This window comes from Rossellomorea sp. ABR4_004, assembly GCF_056159585.1.
In genome coordinates this window covers 1-21,488 of record NZ_JBSWVM010000008.1, presented here as the reverse complement: position 1 = coordinate 21,488, position 21,488 = coordinate 1, and the positions used below count along the sequence as shown (strand labels likewise).

Genomic DNA, 21,488 nt, shown 5'->3' with positions numbered 1-21,488 from the left:
CAGGGGGATGATAGAGTAGAAGGTTTTTTCCGGGATTCGGTCGGATTTCCTATTTCGCCTTATACCGTGAAATCATTTTCAACCTTTAGTTTAAGTGCATTTCGAAGTAATTCTTGAACGACTGCTGCGAAAATGGAAATGGTGACAGACGCAAAGCTGATAATGATCCCAACCATAGCAATACCCGGATGAAGAGCATGTTGAATGAGAAGAAACACTATACCTGCCACATATATGGCTGTAATCAATAAGGCATACAACTTTATTCGGTGAAGAGACACAATTGCTTTCCCTGAAAAAGCGTTCTCTTCAATACACGTTAAAAGCTTAAAAGCTTGATACAGCGCTAAATTAAATGGAACCGCTGTTAAGTATAACCCTATTAGAACCGGCCATTTCAAATAAGCGAATTCGGGAAATAGATCAGCCGAATGCTTCGCCATGGTTGGCAACCAGACAACACAAAGGATGAATACAATCGCTCCTATTGCCATCACGGCCCCTTTTAAAAAAATCGTCGTTCCTCGTTTTATAACACACCTCTAATACCATGTTTTTCTAAATTATATAATGAGATTTATTGTTTTCCAATAAAATAGTATCGATTTTTTATTTTCTATTAAAAATCCCTATACAAACAAACACATGAGTAGACTCATGTGTTTTAAAACTTTATCTGCTATTTACTTCATTGGCTGCCCTCACCCCCGACTCTATCGCCCCTTCCATCCAACCGTGAAAAGAGGACGTGTGCTCTCCGGCAAAATGAATCCTGCCTTCGGGTATCTTAATATACTCCCCGATATCACTAGCCTGACCAGGGGTATAAAGGGTAAAACATCCTGCAGAGAATGGATTTTTACTCCAGTTGTAGACTACATAATTCAGCATTTCTGTATACACCTGTTCTCCATATATTTTAGAGAGGTCTTCTAAAACTTCTTTGATGATTACTTCTTTCGATTTACTGTTCCATAAGAGTGCATTCTGCCCCCAGCTGTAACTCGCCAACATGACCCCTGGTTTGTTACTTCCCTTGTCGTGACTCGGCATATACGTAAAGCGTGTGGGGAGATCTGACACGATGTTTCCGTAATTTAAGTCTTCCCAGAAGCGACGACGAAATTCGATTCCTATTTTGACGGATGGAACATTCGTTACTTCGCGAATCGCCTGCCACTTTTTAAAAGATATTGAATCATAAGGTATGACATCGATATACTGGAATACAGTAAAAGGGACGGTGACAATGACATAATCGGCATTGTATTCCCGCACCAATCCGTCAGCGGAGTTTACTGATCGAACGCTTACACCTCCCACGGACTGGATAATGTGAGTCACTTTTTGATTCAGTAGAATATGTGACCCAAGCTCTTGGACAAATCCATAGGGTAAGTGGTCGTTTCCGCCCTTTATTTGATAAAATTTTGTTTGTTTCCTGAATATAGGAAAAATGATATCTTTTAAAATGTCGACGAACGAGAATTCAGGGAATCCTTCGATTCCAAGAATGACATTGATTTTTCGGATTGCATTAAAAGATAACGATTTACCGTATGGGTTATTTGCTAAAAATTGTCCCATCGAATAGCCAGAGTATTTTTTTATTAATTTTTGCTGTTCCTCAAGGTCACTGTTTCTATATAATTCGATAAAGGGCCTGGTTGCTTCAAGGAATAATTCCGAAGCCGTTTTTCCCTGTTCACCTTCTGGTAAAGGATACTGTAGAATGGCTGGATTTTTTTCATATATCTCCCTTGTTGTAAGGATATTGTTTACAAATAGTAAATCTCTTGGGGAATTATTGATGAATTCTTGATAAGGCAGCTTGAATTTTCGGATATACTCAAAAACCAACTTATGGTTATCGGGAATTCTCATCGCTCCCAGGTCCATATAATTACCGGATGTGAATGGCTTCCGCACTGTATATACCCTGCCGCCGATCCGTTTATTCCCTTCTAATATCGTTATGTCATGCCCGGCTTTTTTCAATAGAGATGCAGCGACTAAACCACTCATTCCTGCTCCAATGATTATCACTTTTTTTGACTTAGTTGGATTTAATCCATTCCGGATAATGGCCAGCATATCTTCTGGATAGCTCAATTTGGAGGGGTCATCTCTTGAACGTTGGTTTACCATCTCATCACCCGCCTACCTTTTCTTACATCATATGACGTCAAGAAAGGAGGTATACGTATGTTATCTGTGACAAAGAGCTCATTTCCGGTCATTTTCAGAACAAACGTTTCTATTTATACGTTTATGTGTTATACTTACGTTTCATTGGGTCTACGAGACTGTATTTAGTCAATCCCTCGAGCAAGTAGAAGGGAGACATGTTAGATGTCACTAGAAAATATCGTAACCATGCTCAGGACTCTTAAGGAATTCAAGGATAGTGAGATCGTTCATACGATATCAAGTCATGATCACTCACCTGTTATGACCGTTACCTACCAGTTGGACAGGGATTGCTTTCAAATCACATATATGGATTCAATGAAAGTGGAAGAGTTTACAGACATTAGCCTTTTGGCTACAACTATACAAAGTGTCGTTCTTCTCGAACCTTCAAGATAAGATTATAAAATGGAATGCCATTACGTAAATCGTGATGGTATTTTTTTGTACCCGGAATCTGTTTTATTATGCTAACCTATAGATAAAAAGGAGGGACATTATGTCTTTATCTTCTCAGCCTTATATTCGAAAAGTGTCACTTCATAGGGAAAACGTTCCTTCTTTTCATTCGTATCCCTTTCATATTCCGAGTATTCGGAGCCTGACAGACCTTTCCTTTCACCCCGATGTAACATTTATTGTGGGGGAAAACGGAATGGGGAAGTCAACTCTTCTTGAAGCCATTGCAATGGCCATTGGATTTAATCCTGAAGGAGGTACACTGAACTTTTCATTCTCCACGTATGATTCGTATTCGAATCTGGATAAGTACTTAAGGATTGTGAGAGGAGTCGATCGACCTAAGGATGGTTTTTTCTTGAGAGCAGAAAGCTTTTACAATGTTGCGACAAATATTGAAGAAATGGATCAGCAGCCCTCTTTTGGGCCAAAGGTGATTGATTCATTTGGAGGAAAATCTCTTCATGAGCAATCACACGGAGAAGCCTTTTTCTCAACCTTTATGAACCGTTTTCGAGGTAAAGGGATTTACGTACTGGATGAGCCGGAAGCTGCACTCTCCCCTTTAAGGCAATTATCCATGCTCTCCAGGATACATGAACTTGTGAATGATGACTCCCAATTCATTATTGCCACTCACTCACCCATTCTGATGGCATACCCTTCTTCTTCCCTGATTGAATTAACAGAAGAAGGTTTAGAAGAGTCTTCATTGGAAGAGACGAGCCATTATAAGATCATGAAACAATTCTTTGATGACCGGGAACGAATGATTCATCATCTACTTAAAGAAGATAACTGAATGTGGAAAGAGGAAGTAATCAATACAGGTGATGACTAAAACCGAACCTAATACCAATTCCGGTATTAGGCTCGGTTTTTTCTACTTAAAAAGAAGGGAGTTCACTAAGATTATTCTCTTTTAAGCCGTCGGGTTCACTTCGAAGAACATCTCTGCCATACCGATGAATCACATCGACATGAGCCAGTTTTCCTGACTTTGCTTCTTCCAGTGCAGTGATATAATCCAACTCCCTCCCACTTTCGGTTTTAAAAGCGATGAGATCGTCATCCTCATTTCGGCGAACGGCTACAATCTGTTCTGCGCCAGTTGCAATCTCCTGAGCCATTTCTACTTTAGCTTGAAATTCACCTTGCTTCTTGTATTCTTCATAAACCTGTTCAAAGCTCTTCTTTTCCATCTGGTTCACCTCCCGAACATACGTTTAGTATTAGCCCTGGAGCACAGGATTATGATAAAAAAAAGACTAATATACACTGCTTCCTCTTCCACTCTAAAAAAGAGTGCCATCCATCACGGCACTCCACTATCATCATTTCAGTTTCTCAAGAGTATCATTTAACACAATTTTTTGTTCCTCTATAGCTTTCATCGCATCTTGGATGTTTCTTTTATAAACAGAAAGGATGCTTTGTCCATATGTTGTCCCCGGTACTGCCCATTTTCCGTTCAAGTCTGTCCAGTTTTTGGCGCTCCCTCTTGTGACTAATGAAAAACGGGGATCGACAAGTGATTGTCCTTGTGGAATTGGATCAGTTGAAGAATACGCGTACAGATGCTGAATATGAGCAAGAACCCCTTCTTCTGGAGTCTTAAATGATGCTCCGTCATTACCAGGACCGGTAGTACCAATCCCTGCATAGTTATTTTGATTTGGATTGACTTGTCCTGTGAATCTGAAATAATTGGTTTCATGTATAGCTTGAGCGTAAGCTACGTCTCCTCTGATTCCATAAAGTTTCCCGTAAAAGAGATAGAATCCCCCTAACAGTGGGGCATCCGGGTTAATTGTTTTCACAAAGTCATCCAATTGTCCAGCTCGTAATGCAGATGCACCCAGAATCGAATACTGTATTCCCGGCGGCTTAGGCGGCTGTGTCGGTTTTGGCGGATCAGTTGGAGGCGGTACAGGCGGCTTGGGGTCATCATCGTCAACTCTTACGAAAATAAATGCTTCAATTCCCATTTTTTTAAGTGTGGCCACTTGTTCTTCTGCGTTCACTCTTTCTGCATAAGCACCAGTTTGGACCCTGTAATACGTTTTATCCAAGACCACCACAGTATCAATAAAAGAATTCACACCTTTTCTTTTCAATTCATTTACCCGGTCTTCAGCATTTTCACGCTTCGTAAATGAACCGGCAATCACTTTGAAAAGTTCTTTCTCATTCACTATTTTCGCAGGTAAACCTAAAGCCTTTGCAACACCCCTAGCGATTGCCACTCCTACAGTGTTTCTAAATGTGGCGTTGTTCATCAACGCAATATCCTTTGGATTATCAATAAATAGAATCTCCAGTAGAAGTGAAGACATGTTCGTTTCACGTAATACATGAAAATTCGCTTTCTTTTTCCCTCTATCAATCACTTTATAAGATGATTTTATAGCTGATGTCACTTCATCGTGAATGATTTTCTGATAGGTAATCGTCTGGGAAGGAACACTGCCATTGTACACATAGCTCTCAAATCCCGTTCCACCCCCAGCATTATGATGGATGGACAAGTAGAAATCAGGATTCGTACGGTTGGCAAAGTTTGATCTTTCTGTTAAAGAAAGCGTTTCATTTCCAGTTCTCGTCATCAAAATAGTCACATTGTAGTTTTTCAACAAATAGTTTCTTATAATAAAGGCCGTTAAGAGATTGAAGGTTTTTTCTTCATTTCCATTGTAAACAGCACCTGGATCAGTACCTCCATGACCAGGATCAATCATTATAGTTTTCAATATTATTTCCTCCTAAGAGTATGACATATAGTACTATATTCACATATGGACAAGCCTGCTTGGACTTTACCTGCTTTCTCCTCTTGGATAATACGAAAAAATGTTCCCTGTAGTGAAGGGAACATTTTTTATGCACGATTCTATTTTTATGGAGGAAACTTTCTTATAGGTGTTTTTATTCTATTTCTTTACTCTCGTTCTTATTCATCATTTTGTATCAATTGTCCGGCGGAGGTTCATACTGATGCTCGCTTCATTTTTTTCAGTATGAACTGTTGATCTTATAACCATTGTTCTTTTACTGAGTCAGGAGTCGAAGAGTAGCCCCAAACTGAGCAACGTACATATTTGAGAGAGAAGGAGATCCCAAGTCATACTTAGAGTGAGTTACTGTTGGACTGCTGAAAAGATACATTTGTAATTTTCTTGCCAATGCATCACCTCCATAGAATACTTTATGCCGAAAGTGAACGGAAGGTGAGGACAAGCAACGAGTTTTCTAGAAAATTGGACAGCCTTTTTTTAACAAGAATAAAGCCCTTCTCAAGTTTTATGGCTTCCCTTAAAGAAGAGAGAAATTCGTTACCAAACTACTTACCTCCCACCCTCATTCAGCCTAAAATTGGTCATCTCTTCACCGCCGAATAATAGGTGACATCTGATTTTTCGTAAATTTCCACTTCAATTCAATTAGCACATTTTACCAAAAAGTATTTTATGATTGAATGTTGAACAGAAGCGAATAATAAGAGGCGAAAGCCAAATGAATGGAGGAGTTTTAGTGAAAAAGATTGGAATTCTTATGGTGGTTTTGATGATAACACTTTCTTTCTTACCTGTTCTCAGTACTTCAGCTGAAGCTAAGCAGGCTGAATGTGTAAGTGAAGCCAACGTGAAAGCAAAAGAAGACATGAGAATTTTATGGACCGATCATGTCATCTATACTCGTAATTATATCATTAGCGCCGTTGATGGATTAGAGGATCAGGATGTGGTCCTTGCAAGATTACTTCAAAATCAAAAAGACATCGGGAACGCAATCAAACCTTTTTACGGTGAAAAGGCCGGTAATATGCTGGCTGATTTGTTAACCGAGCATATTGTATTGGCAGGAAAAATCGTCGATGCCGCAAAAAACGGAAAGCAAGCAGAGGTGGAGAAATTAAACAAAGAATGGTATCGAAATGCAGATGATATTGCAGCATTTTTAGCAAAAGCAAATCCTTACTGGTCTGAAAAAGCGCTAAAAGACCTGTTATATATGCACTTGCAATTCGTCACCGATGAAGCAGTCGCACGAATAAAGAAAAACTGGAAAGGAAACATTGCAAGCTTCGATAAAGGGAAAGCCCATATTCTTCACCTGTCTGATGTCTTATCAGCTGGAATAGTAAAGCAGTTTCCGGAGAAGTTTTAATTAAAGCAGCTGGGATTGACTCCAGCTGCTTTTTCTCTTATATGTAAAAATACGCTCTATCCCTTACCTTCCAAGTCGATCTCCTTGATGATGCTGGCAGGATTTCCACCCACCACTACATTAGACGGGACATTCTTTGTCACAACTGCACCAGAAGCAATAACCACATTATCACCAATCGTCACTCCGGGATTGATAATTGCGCCTCCACCGATCCAGCAGTTGTCTCCGATTTTGACAGGCTTCCCAAATTCCGGTCCTTTGTTTCGCTCAACCGGATCCACTGGATGAGTCGCTGTGTAAATATGTACTCCAGGTGCGAGCATACAATTTTCACCGAAGCGGACTTCACACACATCTAATATCACACAGTTAAAATTAGCGAAGAAATGATTTCCGACGTGAATGTTATATCCATAATCACATCTGAAGTCAGGCTCTAAATATACGTTATCCCCTGTAGATCCGAACAACCTTTTTATGGCATCCACCCTTGCCGCGTCGTCTTCTTCTGTCGTTTGATTAAGCTTTCGAGTTAAATAGCGTGCTTCTTTTCGCTCTTTCATTAACTGGGGATCCCATGGTTCATACAGTTCACCATCAAGCATTTTCTGTTTTTCAGTTTTCATATGTCTTCCTCCATCTTTGATAAATTCAACTGCCAGGACACGCCGAACCTGTCCTCTACCCAGGCAAATTTCTCACTAAAGGGAGACTCCTCCAAGGGCATAAGCACAGTCCCGCCTACAGATAGTTTATCATACACGCGGTCGATTTCTTCTTCCGAATCACACGCTACAAATAAAGACATGGCAGGTGAAAATGGATGATCGTCCCTATTCACATTATCGATTGCCATATAGGTTTGTCCTTTTAACATGAAGCTCGCATGCAAAACGGTGCCATCTTCGTGATGCATCATATTCATAATCTCTGAATCCTCAAAGATCGATGAATAAAAAGTCATCGCTTCTTCCGCCTTTCCGTTAAACATGAAAAATGTTGTGATTTTCTGATCTCTGTTCATTTAACCTCAACTCCTTTTTGTCTTCTAGTTTACTATTTCGATGAAAATATTAATTTTCCTATATAAAAAAATTTATCGATTCCATAGAAAAAGACTGAATCCGCTAAGATTCAGTCCTCGCTTATTCCTCAATCAGTTCATTCTCAACAAGCCAGTCATGCGCGACAACGGATACACTATTCCCTTCGATATCCACTTTATAATTTAGCTCCCGCATAATATCACTGTTAAGTTTATCGGCTAATTTAGCCGTAATGTCTTTGATTTCCGGGTATTTTTCATAAACGTTTTTATTTATGCTGACGGCTGCCTGGTACGGTGGAAAGAATTTCTTATCGTCCTTCAACGTCACCAGGTCATAATCTACAATCGTTGCATCAGTCTCAAAGGCAACCGAAACATCGACTTGGCGGTTATTCAGTGCTCTTTGCGTCAGGCCGAGATCCATCTGTTTGATCTGTCCGGAACCGAATTTGAAACCATACAATTCCTCTACTCCGGGAAGACCGTCCGGACGATTCGCGAATTCTGCATCAGACGCCATTGTTAATTCTCCAGGATTGTTATTCACATAATCAGCCAGATCACTGATTGATACAATACCCAATTCTTTTGCCTGATCCTTATTCATGGCTAGTGCGTATGTGTTATTCACATTGGACATATTCATCCAATGAATGCCCCTTTTCGCATCAAGCTCTTTCACTTTTTGAAAGGTCTCTTCGGGGTCTGACATCGGTTCTTGTCCCATATATGTAATAAGGGCCGTTCCCGTGTATTCCCACATCATATCCACCTGCTCGTTTTCCAATGCTTTACGAACAACCGTACTTCCCAGGTTGTTCATTTGCTTTACTTTAAAACCCTCTTCCTTTAATAGAAAAGCGGTCATCTCTGAAAGAAGATATTGTTCTGTAAAGTTCTTTCCCCCAACAGATATTTGTTTGCCTCCTATTCCTGCGTTGGAACAGGCGCACAGCATAAGAGTCAGGATGAGAATCCCTATCCACTTTGAATTCCGTTTCACGATCGTCACCTCCTGCTTTATGAATTACATTCCTAATGTTTGTTTTGTACCTTTTGGAACGACGATTCTCTCCACCAATCGCAGTAGTAAATCTACCAGTATCGCTAGTATCGTTACAGGTATGGCACCTGAGATTAAGTATCCATTATCGAACAATTGAATACCTGTAAAAATCCATACACCTAATCCTCCACCACCGACGACATAAGCCAGGGCAGCTGTTCCGATGTTCAATACGACCGCTGTTCGGATACCAGCAAGGATTGAATATGCTGCATTGGGTAATTCAATACGGAGGAGGATTTGATACGGCTTCATCCCCATTCCTCTGGCAGCATCAATAAGATTTTCATCAATCGAGTCAATTCCAGCAACTGTATTTCTGTAAATCGGTAAAAGGGAATAAATAAACAGTGCAAAAATGGCTGTTTTAAAACCGATTCCTAATATACTGATCATGAGTGCAAGAACCGCTAAACTCGGAATCGTTTGGCCAAAGTTCACGGTGTTCGACACGATCCACTCTGCTCGCCTGAACTGCTTCCTTGTAATCAAAATTCCAGCTGGTACCGCAACTATAAGTGCTAAAATGGAAGAAACAAATACCAGCTGCAAATGCTGCTTCAATAAAAGGAGAAATGTCTTCGATTGACTGAACATATAATCGAAGTATTGATTTTTAATAGCCCAGGCAAAGAAAAGGATGACCAGTGCATATACGAAATACCGAACGACATTACTGACAACCTTTTTTGTATTCACAGGATTCATCCTTTCTGAACCAGGTTCGTTTTTCCTTTGATCTCATAATGTAGATATTTTTGTACAAGATCAATCGTAATGGCCCCTTGTTTAATACCTGAGTCATCCGTCACGATGACCTGGTCAGCTTCCTGATTTAAAAGCATTGACAAGGTGTTTCGAAGATCATGATGAATATTGATCGTTTTCGTATCAGGAATGGATTCATCAAAGTCAGCTAAGCCTATAATGTTCTTCAAGCTTTCAATCGTATGTAAACTTAAACTTTTGATGGCACGATCTTTCCCAAAGAACTCATATACAAAATCACTTTTGGGACGGACGAGCATTTCTGATGGAGTGTCGTACTGCATGATTTCTCCTCCACGCAATAGAACAATTTTATCAGCCATTTTAATCGCTTCATCGATATCATGACTCACAAAAAGAATCGTTTTCTTCACTTCACGCTGTATCTGCAGAAATTCATCCTGTATTTTTTCACGAATGATTGGATCAAGTGCCCCAAACGGTTCGTCCATCAACATTACTGGAGGATCTGCTGCCAGCGCACGAATAACACCAATTCTTTGCTGTTGACCTCCGGATAACTCATGTGGATATCTCCTACCGAATTTATCTCCGCTAAGTCCAATCATTTCCATCAGCTTATTGAACCTATCTTTCTTTTTCTTCTTGCTCCAACCTAACATGTCGGGAACAATCATAACGTTTTCCTCGATCGTCATATTAGGGAACAGTCCGTTACTTTGAATGACGTACCCGATTTTTCTACGCAATTCAATTTGATTTAAGTCCATTGAGTCCTGCCCGTCTATGATGATTTTTCCGCCTGTAATCGATTCCAGCCTGTTCACCATTCGCAATAAGGTGGTTTTCCCACACCCTGATGGACCTAATAATACGACTATGTGACCTTTCTCAACGGTAAAGTCGACACCTTTAACCGCTGTCACATCGCCTTCGTAAGTCTTTGTTGTATGATCAAATGTGATCATCTCTTCACCCCTTCCACTTTATGCAATGCTTTTTGGTGTGTAACGCTTTTGAATCCATAAAAGGATTGCATCTGCAATCATCGCCAATATCGCCACTGCTACAGATCCACTGATAATTAAATAATTGTCTCCTCTTGAAATTCCTTGAGTAATCAGGACTCCAAGGCCACCAGCTCCGATATAAGCTGCAATTACACCGATTCCTATGTTTAAGACGACGGCTGTTCTGATCCCGGCCATGATAACAGGGAATGCATTTGGAATTTCAACTCGCAGCAGACGTTGATGAGTCTTCATCCCGACCCCCTTCGCCGCATCACGCATCTCAGGACTCACATTTCGAATCGCTGTATATGTATTCCGTATAATAGGAAGCTGCGAATAGAGAACCAATGCCACAAAGGCCGGAACAAATCCTATTCCCTGGTTGATGATTGAAAAAATCGGAATCATCACTCCAAATAAGGCAATGCTGGGAATAGTCAGCATAACCGACGCAATCTGCAGCACGGTCTCCGCCAAATAATCATTGGTTGTTAAATATATCCCTAAAGGTATCCCGATTAAAAGGGCAACGATAATCGCAAGTCCCACGAGCACTGCATGCTCAATCGTCAAATCAAGAATTCGAGGTGCATTAACCTCCAGAAACTTCATCCATTTCTCCACAGTTTACACCCTCCTTTATTTATGTATTTTGGGCAAAAAAAAACCGTCCAGGATCTATTCTAGTCCTGACGACCCACGGATTTAGTATTACCGTATAATTGCGCCAACATTCCTTTACCCCGTTTGTGGAATTTTGAAACATTATGTCGGAAAATAGTGGTGGAAGAGGTTAAGTTTGGGCAGTGAATTTTGTTGACTCAACAGGTGTAATGAGAGGTGTGGAGGGTAATTGATACAGCTAATTGTGTAGGCCATCCAATCACTTCGATTCAACTGTATCCAACAATTCCACTTCTACCTGTTCGCCACTATCAAAACGATAAAATTTCTCTACGTGCCATAGATCTCTACGTCTTTCATATCCGTTTATCTCTGCCCATTCATGCATGTCACGATATGCATCTCTAATTCCATCATTCGCCCCATGATAAATGGTACTTAAATAAGTTTGTGGCGGAACCGTTAATGACACCATGCCAGGGGGAATAACGTCTATCCTCTCCACTTCCATCCCTACCCAGTATCCATCCAAGTCGCCAGTAGTGTCCTCTGCAATGAACGCACCAAATTGAACCTGCTTATTTATAAGATGCTGAATCTCATGAACCCTTTCTTTTAACTCATAAGCAGCTTTTGGAATCTCTATTATGTACTGGTCACCGGGGCATACGACTCGAAAACCTATTAATTTCAATTCACCAATTTTCTTCACTTTTATGTTACTCGACATCATAATTATACCTCCTTAAGTGATGATTTCTAACACATTTCCATCTGGATCAACAACATAGCTAATAGTATTCACTGATTTTCTCGAGGCACTGTAATTCTTGGTTTCAAGTAGTCGATAATATTGAAATAATCGTAATGTATTTGATTCCTTAATAGAGTTTGTTATTTCAACCAGGAGTTGTTTATCAGAGTTTGCAAATGGAGCACCCTTCACTATTCTATTCCTGGCACGGTGAAGAGCGGTCTTGACCGATGAATCGCTGACTCGAAGCACTGAGGCGATTTCTTTAGATGAGTAGCCAAACACGTCTTTCAATGTGAGAAGCATAGCTTGCTTAAGGGGTAACACTGTAAATAGACATTCCAACAGAGAGTCATACTCGGTAAAGTCATGTGATTCGAAATGATACTCTTCATGAAAATAAATCACATCTTTGCTTTTTCTTTTCCCATCGATAAAAAGGTTTTTGGCGATGGTATAGAGGAAGGACATGGATAAGTTTCGTTCCAGATCTGATTTGATCAATCTGTACGCTTTCAAAAGAGTCTCCTGAACAAGGTCTTCTGCTTCTGGAGTAGAACCAGATAGCTTCACACAATACTTATATAGTTTTAAAATCGTAGTTTCCAGTTCCTCAAATATCAACATTTTCTTCCTTTCAAAAAAATTTTAAAACATATGTAACTTTCATTCTAGTATAATCGTTATACCAAGGAATTCCAAATAGGAGGAGTGAATGTTTTGTTTAAAGTCGGTAGTATATTTATCCCAGTGACAAACATGGAAGAATCGATGAAATGGTATGAAGAGAATTTAGGTATGAGAAAGATCGATACTTGGGATGGTGGTGCAGGATTTTATTTTCCTAATAGTGACACTCAAATAGGATTGGTTCAGGTGGACTCCCCTCAACCTACTGAATTTGTCATCAGTGGCAAAAAGAAAAATGTGTACTTCAATTTTATAGTGGACAATATCGAGGCTGTGCATGAAAAGTTGATGAGTTCAGGTGTAGTCACTACCCCTATTGAAGACTTTGGTGGGATGAAAGGGTTTGATTTCTTTGATTTAGACAACAATCCCTTTAGTGTCGTAAATGAACAAGAAGATTCTCCCTTCCATCGAGAAAATATTAGAAAAGCTCAAGAAACAAAAAAAGGAATGTAACGTTACTGATTCCTCTTTCATCATTCGCATATAATAAGAGGTGCTCTCCACTGAAGCGCACCTCTTTTTTTTATTAACACATATCTTTTTCTTCTACCACACGCTTGACAATGGTCCTTGGTGTACAGAAAGTTCCTAACACTTCTAGAACGACTGGATGAAGTATTTCTATTTCCAGGCATGCGATGAGTTGAAGTTTCACTTGTTCGCGTGTGAGGCTTCCCTCTTTCTCACGACACTTGATATCCATAAGAGAGCAGTTCACATTTCTTGCGTCCATTCCTTCCGGTAAGCATACGGCTATTTTCTTATCAAAGAAGATTGGTACTTCCATGGTGCAGAAATCTTCTTCATTGAATAAGGATTGGATGGTCACAAGCACCACAGCTTGCCCCCGAATCACTACATAACCCGGTGTTCCTGTTTCGAACGAAATGAGCAAGCATCTCGGTTCGGTGTTTGGACTAAGCTGACACTTAATGTTTATTCCATCTCCTCCTGCCAAGAGTTCATCAACGAACGCCCTGCAAACAGGTGATAGACTGACGGATTGAGTGGTGTTGTGGGTTGCGATGATCCAGTCATACACTTTTTCTACAGAGATGCATTCAGGTCTTATACTCCCTGGTGGCGGAGGTGGGGCTTCTTCTCCTAATTGAACGTTCAACTGGAGGTTTTCGCCTTCTCCAAGTACGATGGAAATCTCTTTGACCGGGTAACCTTCTGCAGTGAATCGAATCACATATGTTCCTGCAGGTAATCCCGTTAGGATATAGAATCCATTTGGATCAGTTAAGGTAGAACGAACCGGAACATCGGAACCTATCGGGAAGATTTGAACAAGTACTTGGGAAATGGGTTCGCCGGTTCGAATGTCAGTGACGATCCCACTTATGCTTGAAGGATTATCCTCTAATAAGAAATTGACTGTCTTCGTGTTCCCTCTCGTCACAGTGATATTTTGCATTTGACTTTGATATCCCTGTGCACGCACGACCAGTACGACTGTTCCATCAGGCAAACCAGAAATGGTGTAATTACCATTCATATCTGTAAGGGTAACTCCCAGTAATATTCCATCGAGTGTGAATACTTGGATGATTGCGTTCTCAATTGGATCGAGCGTATTCGCGTCTCGTACATTTCCCGTAATGGTAGCTGGATTAGGTTCTAAAGCGGCATTGAGGACGGCTGTTTCATTTGGGCTTAATGTGATCATGAACGTCGACCTGACGTATCCATCAGCTGAGAAGATCACATTGAAATCACCAGGTGCCAGACCAGTTAAGATATAATTTCCTTCTTGGTCCGTCAAGGTGGACGCTACTACGATTCCACTTCCACTGATCACCGTAATGACGCCGGCACTTTGGATCGGCAGTCCTGTTGTCGCATCGGTTACATTACCTGCAATGGTGGCTGGCTGACGCAGTAGATTCACGTTAAGTGTCCGGTCTCCACCATTGCTGAGGATAATCCTGAAGACTTCACTTGCGTACCCATCAGCTGAAAAGACGACTCGATATTCTCTAGGATCTAACCCCTCAATCACATACTCACCTGAGCCATTGGTAAGGACAGAGGCAATTGGGATCGCTGTACCTATTCTGAAAACTTGAACAAGAGCGGATTGAAGCGGTTGATTGTTCACGTTATCACGTACAATTCCTCTTAAAGTTGCGGTTTGGTTTGATAAGCTGAAATTCAGTGATTCGGTTTCACCTGGTGATAGCGTAACGATGTTAACGCCATCTGCAAAACCGGGTGCACTCGCAATAACAGTGTATTGACCTGCTGCCAAGCCGGAAATTGTGTAGAAACCATTTTCATCGGTTAAAATGCTTGTTATAAACACGCCGTCAGAGTTAAAAACTCTCACTAACGCACCTTGTATCCCGGCAGCCGATTGAGCATTTAATACTTCGCCTGAAATGCTCGCTGGATTCGGGTCAAGATTCGCATTCACCGTTTCTGTGCCACTTGGAGCAAGGATGACCGGTACAACCTCAGTGGCATAGCCGTCTGCTGAAATGACTACATTATAGCTTCCCTGTGGTAAATTACCGATTGAATACGTACCGTCACTGGATGTAATGATGCTTCCAACAACGATGTCGGTATTTGGTATGACCACCTGTACAAGCGCACCGCTAAGTGGCTCAAGTGTGTCTGCATCTCGAATCGTTCCTTGAACCATTGCAGGGAATGGAACAAGTTCAACATTCAGCACTTCACTATCACCAGATGATATAAATACGGTATTCACATTTATGGCGTAATCTTGAAGCTGAGCTTTCACGTCAAAGGTTCCTTGCTGCAGTCCTTCGATTAAATAGCTTCCGTTTTCGTCAGTAAGGACCCGTCTCACCAGAATGTCGGTTCCACTTAAATAAACTTCAACAATTACACCGGTTAAAGGGGACTGATCGAATGCATCAACGATGTTCCCACTAAGAGTCGCGGGATTGCCCTGAAGATTAAAGTCTAAGAATGTCGTTGAATTAGGCTGAATGTTTGTTTGAACAATTTCCAATTGATAGTCAGGGTTAATGGCGGATACTGAATAGCTTCCCTGAGCCAGACCTTCGATAAGATATGTTCCGTCAACAGAGGTTTGTACGGTCGCTACTATTGTTCCCTGGTTGTCGATGACCCTGATTAATGTATCTGTCAACGGTTGTAAGGTCGCAGCATCTCTAGCCGTCCCGACAAGGGACCCCGGATTTGGCGTAAGAAGAATCTCAATTTCAGTAACCCCCCCACTCATCACTTCTGCCGATACAGCGCTTGAGCCAAAATCAGGGCTGCTTCCAACCAACACATACACTAATGGTGATAACGTGGTTGTCTGGAAAAAACCACTCGAATCCGTAATCGTAGTAAAAATGATTGGACCCGATCCGGAAAGCTCCCTGACTTCGACGGTTGCACCTGTAATCGGATTAAGCGTAATCGAGTCACGGACAAATCCTTGTACGATACCCGGGTTTGGACTTAATGCAAAGCTGAGTAAACTGGTTTGATTGGATTCTACGATGGCACCAGCCGTCTCCGGCCCAAAATCTGTTGCATTTGCAATGACTGTGTACACTCCAGGAGTGACTCCGGAGAAGGTATATTCTCCATTTTGATTAGATAAGGTGGTTTGGACGAGAACATTCGTGAAATCGTAAAGTTGAATGACAGCGTTAGGGATGGCATTTCCGTTAGTAAGATTTGAAATGAACCCTTGGAGTTGACCAGGATTTTGCGCCAGATTCAGGGATTCAAATAGAATATCCCCCGGGCCCCCGATAACAGACTTCGTATCTGTTCCAAACGAAGATGCATCTGCTGTGATATTCAATGTGCCTGTTGGTAAAGAGAAAAACGTGACAAATCCACTTTCATCTGTAATTCCTGTTGCAATTGGAATGTTATTGGCGTGCCTGACCGTTACCGTTGCTCCTTGGATTGGATTCGCAGTATTTTCATTCAGGACTTGAACGGTTAACATGACTGGATTTGCAGCTAATACGTTTGTTACAGTGGTAGTTTGATTGGATTCTACGATTGCTGAAACGGTTGAGGAAGAATAGTTCTGCGCCGTAGCTGTAATGAAGTAGGTACCCGGTGAGAGAGATGGAACAGTGTAAGTGCCGTCTGAATTGGCTAGAAATGCAACTACCAATACATTGTTTTCATTGTATACTGAAATTTGAATACCATTTCCTGTTATAGGATTTCCATTGGTATCTTCAATAGTTCCTTCCAAGGTACCAGGATTTTCCCCTAGTGACAAATCAGCTCTCGTATCTGTGTCACTACTAACAAGAGCTCCAATCTGCTCTGTCGTAAAATTCATTTTAGTTGCTGAGACAATATATGAGCCCGGTGATAAACCACTTACTGAATAGTTTCCAAATACTGAAGTTGTTGTTGTTGCGACTGGAATTTGAGAACTTCCATCAATGACGATTACAGTTACGCCTGAAATCGGTTCTCCTGTGGTTCGATTAGTGATCTGGCCGTTGATGGAGCCCGGATTTGGTATCAAGGAAATATTTACATCGCTTAAATCTTGACCGACCTCTAGAAAGATCCCTGTAATGACCTGCCCGAACCCTGGTGAATTGACAACAACATTGAATGATCCGCTTGGAAGATTTCCGACGATATATTGTCCAGATGAGTCAGTGAATCCTGAACCGATTAAACTATTATTTTGATCGAAGATTTGTATAATAGCGTTTACTAGTGGATTTCCGAGATTATCCGTCACGCCCCCTGACACTGTGCCTGGGTTTGGGGTAAGAGTTAGATCCACGGTTGAAGTTTGATTCGCCAGGACGAAAACTCCAGCCTGGGCAGTTGAATAGTTAGGAGCTGAGCCTAAAACGGTGTAGGTTCCCGGTGTTAAATTATTGAAAGAAAATGTTCCATCCTGATTAGGCACGACTGAATCGATTAATACGTTTGTAACATTCCGAAGTTGAATGGTTGTATTCGTTACAAGAGGGCTGATGGTTCCCGTGATCGCTCCTGGATTTGGTTCCAGTGAAACCGAAACCGGCGTTGTCTGTCCAGAATTAACTTGGGCTCCCACTGTCCCGTTTTGGAAGTCGTTTGCAAATACGTTCACTGTATAGTTATCAGGTGCGAGTCCCTCAACCATGAATATTCCGTTTGGATCCGTTAATACCGTTGTAATCAATGTTCCTGTGCTATTCACGATGCTGACGCTAGCTCCAGAAATAGGGTTACTCCCGACACTGTCTAAGACTGTCCCCGTTATCTGACCGGGATCCGGTTCAAGTGCGATACTTCCATCCACTGCCTGATTTGAAGTGACTTGTACAGTAGCGGCATTGGTTTGAAAATCTGGTGCTGCAACCAGGACCGTGTAGATACTTGGAGCCAATCCATTTACAACATATTCCCCATTTTCATCTGTCAAAACAGTCGCGATGACTGCCCCACTTGAATCAACAATTCTTACTTCCACATTAGCACCAACAATTGGCGTGCCAGTTTGGGCATTTGATACGATTCCAGATATAGAGCCTGGATCGGCTGCCAAGTTAAAGTTCACGTTAGAGGTCATATTTGAAACAATCGTCACACCTTGGCTGGCTGCCTGAAAATTAGATGCTGCTGCGACAACTGTGTAATTCCCTGGGGCAATACTCTGAACCGTATAAGATCCGTCAGGTGCGGTGACAGTGGTAGCAACAATGATTCCTGCCCCGGTACTGATTTGAACCGTAACATTTCCCCCGGCAATCGGGTCATTATTCGTGTCTCTTACAAACCCCGTTAAAGTACCCGGATCTTCGTTTAACGTTACATTTAACGTGGTGGTTTGACCGTTTACAATCATTGCTGCCACGGTTTCGGTGGTGTAATTCGGTGCACTAGCAACAACCGTATAGCTTCCTGGTGGCAGCCCGGAGATCATGTAGTTACCATTTGGATCAGTTACTACAGAACCAATCTGAATATTATTTTGAAATATCGTAACCGTTGCACTTGGTATCCCGGCGGCATTTGGATCCAGTACTGTTCCTTGAAGTGCCCCAGCAAGCTTGGATAAAAACGCATCCACAGTTGTAGTTGTGTTTGAAGTAACAACCGCTCCGAGGTTTTTGGTCGCATATCCATCAGCTGTAAAGATGAGAGAATATGACCCAGGCAGAAGACTGGTAAGTGAATATTGACCGCTTCCGTTTGTTGTTGTAGAGATTACAATGATATTTTGGCTGTTCACTGCCTGTACTGAGGCTCCTGAGATGGCTGTCAAGGTATCGCTGTCTACTACCGTTCCTTGAATAGAGCCGGGATTTGGTTCAAGGAAAATGTTCGTTATTGTGGTATTACCGGCAATAACCATTGAAGATACTGTCGTTGTACTATAGTTGTTAGCAAAAGACCTCACTTGATAAATTCCTGGAGCTAAATTATTAAAGGTATACTGTCCACTTCCATCTGCCGTCGAGCTGGCAATGGGTACTCCATTTGAATCAAACAACTCTACATTAGCAAGTGGGATGGCGGTATTATTGGTGGAATCACGGACCGTACCTGAAATCGAGCCGGGATTTGCAACCAGGGTAAAATTGACGACAGATACCTGATTTGGTTCTGTCATGACTGATTGAGATTGTGATTGGAAACCTGCTGCCATAACAGAAACATTATAAAGACCCGGGGGCACATTTGGGAAGGAATAATTTCCTGCTACATTTGTGGTTGTAGTATCTACTAAGGTTCCAGAATTATTTAGAAGCTGTACGGTTGCATTGTTTATTGGACCGCCATTTGATACATTTCCTGAAACATTACTCGGCTGAGGAATAAGTGCAATATTCGCTGTTGTTGAAGTCCCCCCTACAGCAGTTACATTAGCTGCTCCAGTGACATAATTGGCTCTGGCAGCCTCTACAGTATAGTTGCCGGGTACGACATTCGTAAACGTATAAAATCCACTTGCGTTCGATTGAGTTGTGGCAATTGTGCTCATCCCTTGAAGAAGAGACACCGTTGTATTCGGAAGTACCAATCCTGTTGATTGATCGGTAATTGTCCCATTGATGGTGGCGGTCTGCTGAACAGTGATATTGACGACGGATGTGTTTGATTGTATTGCATTTCCTGATGAAGTATCAAAACCTGAAGCTTGTACCCGGTCTAAATTCTGTGTACCACTTGTAGTGAACGCACCATTTAATGTAAATGTTAATGTTGCAGTGGCACCAGGGTTAAGGTTCCCCACGTTCCAGGTAAGCAATTTAGTCACTGAATTGTACGTTGTTAATCCTTGTGAAGAGGAGTTCACTACAAAAGTGTTAACGACATCGGGTCCGATAATATCATCCAGAAAACAGATGTTGCTTGAGAACGCCCGGAATTTGTGACAGTAATGGAGCCGGTCCAATTTGCTTGCTGGCCAAGAACTACTGTTTGTGGTCCGGTGTTCAATACCTTATTCGACGTCAATTTTGCTCTTATATCAGCTTGTTCTGGAGTGATGGGATTTGTCAAAGCATTTGCGAATGAAAAACCCTCGCTTGTTCTTAAGGAATCCTTGTTAAAGTTGTTAGCGTTTGCTGATGAAAAGTATACGGCACGAATAGCCGATGAAGCATTTATGCCTAAGAAAGAGAATACCGTGCTTGCCGGCAGGAACCAATCAAGAAAGAAATCCTGCCCCCCACCGATGCTGGAATCAGCAGGAGTTACCCTGGCAAAGTCGAATTTGGTAATCTTTTGGGCGAAATTTGGTTTCCCCCCGCCAGTTCCTTCAGCTGGGTCATTCCACGAATTCACTAATTTCACCGTATTCTGAATCAAACTCACACGGTTATTCAACCCATCTACATTAAAGAGCCAATCGTACGTTCCGGCCACACCAGTTGTGTTGATCAAAACCCCCCAGGAGAAATTCCTGAAGCCGGTTAACTGATTGTTTCGGGGATCCCCATTCAGCCTTAACCGGAAATAGACATTGGTACCATCGTATGCAAAGAATCCTGCAGGGAATGTTGAATTTCCTACAATATCCGTCGATACTGGACTCTCATCTCCCAAGACGTCAAATAATGGTGTTCCCCCAACTAAAACCGGGGTGTATTGTGCATTACTGGGAAATGCCATAAAAACCCTCCTTTAAATGATATGGTCTTAATTATGGTATTGAAAAATAGGAGTTTTGTCTTACCAAACGTCTAGAAAACTACTGAAGTTGTGCGATTCATGGTTATAATGGAAATCTTAACGGAAGGGGAATGTCCTATTCCCATACCGGATGAACGATATGTCATAAATGAGGTGAAATTGGAAAGATAGGGATATGAAAATCTAAGGTCCATTTTCGAAAAAAACTTTGATGATGATAAATTTCCAAGTCTATCTTTTCCTCCTAATGATAATAAAAAACCCCTTCCCTATTTATCTAACACGCTCGGTTGAGCGGGAGAAAACGTAAAATAATATTGCGTTTGGAGGTGGAATTAGCACGTTCATTCGCTCCTCCTTTTTTTATTGATATGACAACGTTTATAACTATAAAAGAATGTTTTAGCATACAAATTAACATCCGTTTTAACAACGCTTTTAGCAGTCGTGAATAAATTTATTCACGACTGCTAAAAGGGTTGTTAATTCCATTGTAGAAAATAATACTGAAGATAAAAATGGACCATCCAAGTTGGATGATCCTTTGGTATTTCATGAAAGCCCACGATCGCTGAATAGTTGAACATCAGGTTTCCCGTTAAACTTTTGCATTCATAAACAATTAATGAGGTTTAC

19 protein-coding genes are annotated in these 21,488 nt (G+C 41.4%); 4 read left to right on the top strand and 15 right to left on the bottom strand.

Annotation, left to right across the window (positions count from 1 at the left end; translation table 11 throughout):
- Nucleotides 1–59: 59 nt before the first annotated feature.
- The gene (locus ACXAF2_RS22600; RefSeq protein WP_475141985.1) at nucleotides 60–494 is read right to left on the bottom strand and encodes a DUF2975 domain-containing protein; all 435 of its coding nucleotides are present in this window, start codon (nucleotides 492–494) and stop codon (nucleotides 60–62) included.
- 178 nt (nucleotides 495–672) lie between these two features.
- A complete protein-coding gene (locus ACXAF2_RS22595; RefSeq protein WP_475141984.1) occupies nucleotides 673–2,148 on the bottom strand; it encodes a flavin monoamine oxidase family protein in 1,476 nt (491 codons plus the stop codon).
- A gap of 204 nt (nucleotides 2,149–2,352) precedes the next feature.
- Here ACXAF2_RS22595 and ACXAF2_RS22590 point away from each other — a divergent pair, with 204 nt between their 5' ends.
- Together ACXAF2_RS22590 and ACXAF2_RS22585 are read left to right on the top strand one after the other, a co-directional pair.
- Nucleotides 2,353–2,589, top strand: coding sequence for a hypothetical protein (locus tag ACXAF2_RS22590; protein WP_475141982.1), 237 nt, complete (start codon nucleotides 2,353–2,355; stop codon nucleotides 2,587–2,589).
- A gap of 100 nt (nucleotides 2,590–2,689) precedes the next feature.
- Nucleotides 2,690–3,451, top strand: a complete 762-nt coding sequence (locus tag ACXAF2_RS22585) for an AAA family ATPase (protein WP_475141981.1) — start codon at nucleotides 2,690–2,692, stop codon at nucleotides 3,449–3,451.
- Between the two features lie 85 nt (nucleotides 3,452–3,536).
- Here ACXAF2_RS22585 and ACXAF2_RS22580 read toward each other — a convergent pair whose 3' ends face one another.
- The 3 genes from ACXAF2_RS22580 to ACXAF2_RS22570 form a co-directional block, all read right to left on the bottom strand.
- Nucleotides 3,537–3,851 (bottom strand): DUF3892 domain-containing protein, encoded by a 315-nt coding sequence (locus ACXAF2_RS22580; RefSeq protein WP_475141980.1) that lies wholly within the window; start codon nucleotides 3,849–3,851, stop codon nucleotides 3,537–3,539.
- Nucleotides 3,852–3,983: 132 nt separating this feature from the next.
- On the bottom strand, nucleotides 3,984–5,399 hold the full coding sequence (locus ACXAF2_RS22575) for an N-acetylmuramoyl-L-alanine amidase (RefSeq protein ID WP_475141978.1): 1,416 nt from the start codon (nucleotides 5,397–5,399) through the stop codon (nucleotides 3,984–3,986).
- Nucleotides 5,400–5,697: 298 nt separating this feature from the next.
- A complete protein-coding gene (locus ACXAF2_RS22570; RefSeq protein WP_475141977.1) occupies nucleotides 5,698–5,832 on the bottom strand; it encodes a hypothetical protein in 135 nt (44 codons plus the stop codon).
- A 330-nt stretch (nucleotides 5,833–6,162) separates the two neighbouring features.
- Here ACXAF2_RS22570 and ACXAF2_RS22565 point away from each other — a divergent pair, with 330 nt between their 5' ends.
- Nucleotides 6,163–6,816 carry a glycosyltransferase gene (locus ACXAF2_RS22565; protein WP_475141975.1) on the top strand — a complete coding sequence of 218 codons (654 nt, stop codon included), beginning with the start codon at nucleotides 6,163–6,165 and terminating at the stop codon, nucleotides 6,814–6,816.
- A gap of 56 nt (nucleotides 6,817–6,872) precedes the next feature.
- Here ACXAF2_RS22565 and ACXAF2_RS22560 read toward each other — a convergent pair whose 3' ends face one another.
- From ACXAF2_RS22560 to ACXAF2_RS22525, 8 genes are all read right to left on the bottom strand, one after another.
- Complete coding sequence (locus ACXAF2_RS22560; RefSeq protein ID WP_475141974.1) at nucleotides 6,873–7,445, bottom strand: sugar O-acetyltransferase; 573 nt, start codon at nucleotides 7,443–7,445, stop codon at nucleotides 6,873–6,875.
- Nucleotides 7,442–7,843, bottom strand: coding sequence for a VOC family protein (locus ACXAF2_RS22555; RefSeq protein WP_475141972.1), 402 nt, complete (start codon nucleotides 7,841–7,843; stop codon nucleotides 7,442–7,444). The genes ACXAF2_RS22560 and ACXAF2_RS22555 overlap by 4 nt, the downstream gene beginning before the upstream one ends.
- Nucleotides 7,844–7,964: 121 nt before the next feature.
- Complete coding sequence (locus tag ACXAF2_RS22550) at nucleotides 7,965–8,870, bottom strand: glycine betaine ABC transporter substrate-binding protein (protein WP_475141971.1); 906 nt, start codon at nucleotides 8,868–8,870, stop codon at nucleotides 7,965–7,967.
- Between the two features lie 24 nt (nucleotides 8,871–8,894).
- Nucleotides 8,895–9,632, bottom strand: a complete 738-nt coding sequence (locus ACXAF2_RS22545) for an ABC transporter permease (protein WP_475141970.1) — start codon at nucleotides 9,630–9,632, stop codon at nucleotides 8,895–8,897.
- Nucleotides 9,633–9,637: 5 nt separating this feature from the next.
- The gene (locus tag ACXAF2_RS22540) at nucleotides 9,638–10,630 is read right to left on the bottom strand and encodes an ABC transporter ATP-binding protein (RefSeq protein WP_475141969.1); all 993 of its coding nucleotides are present in this window, start codon (nucleotides 10,628–10,630) and stop codon (nucleotides 9,638–9,640) included.
- A gap of 18 nt (nucleotides 10,631–10,648) precedes the next feature.
- A complete protein-coding gene (locus ACXAF2_RS22535; protein WP_324748334.1) occupies nucleotides 10,649–11,299 on the bottom strand; it encodes an ABC transporter permease in 651 nt (216 codons plus the stop codon).
- A 259-nt stretch (nucleotides 11,300–11,558) separates the two neighbouring features.
- Nucleotides 11,559–12,029 (bottom strand): GyrI-like domain-containing protein, encoded by a 471-nt coding sequence (locus ACXAF2_RS22530; RefSeq protein ID WP_475141967.1) that lies wholly within the window; start codon nucleotides 12,027–12,029, stop codon nucleotides 11,559–11,561.
- A gap of 15 nt (nucleotides 12,030–12,044) precedes the next feature.
- Nucleotides 12,045–12,680: an RNA polymerase sigma factor gene (locus ACXAF2_RS22525; protein WP_475141966.1), complete on the bottom strand. Its 636-nt coding sequence runs from the start codon at nucleotides 12,678–12,680 to the stop codon at nucleotides 12,045–12,047.
- Between the two features lie 84 nt (nucleotides 12,681–12,764).
- On the opposite strand from ACXAF2_RS22525, the gene ACXAF2_RS22520 reads away from it, so the two are divergent.
- Nucleotides 12,765–13,199 (top strand): VOC family protein, encoded by a 435-nt coding sequence (locus tag ACXAF2_RS22520; protein ID WP_475141965.1) that lies wholly within the window; start codon nucleotides 12,765–12,767, stop codon nucleotides 13,197–13,199.
- Between the two features lie 73 nt (nucleotides 13,200–13,272).
- On the opposite strand, the gene ACXAF2_RS22515 is transcribed toward ACXAF2_RS22520, so the two are convergent.
- The gene (locus ACXAF2_RS22515; RefSeq protein ID WP_475141963.1) at nucleotides 13,273–19,965 is read right to left on the bottom strand and encodes a carboxypeptidase regulatory-like domain-containing protein; all 6,693 of its coding nucleotides are present in this window, start codon (nucleotides 19,963–19,965) and stop codon (nucleotides 13,273–13,275) included.
- A 47-nt stretch (nucleotides 19,966–20,012) separates the two neighbouring features.
- The gene (locus ACXAF2_RS22510; RefSeq protein WP_475141962.1) at nucleotides 20,013–20,831 is read right to left on the bottom strand and encodes a hypothetical protein; all 819 of its coding nucleotides are present in this window, start codon (nucleotides 20,829–20,831) and stop codon (nucleotides 20,013–20,015) included.
- Between the last annotated feature and the right edge of the window lie 657 nt (nucleotides 20,832–21,488).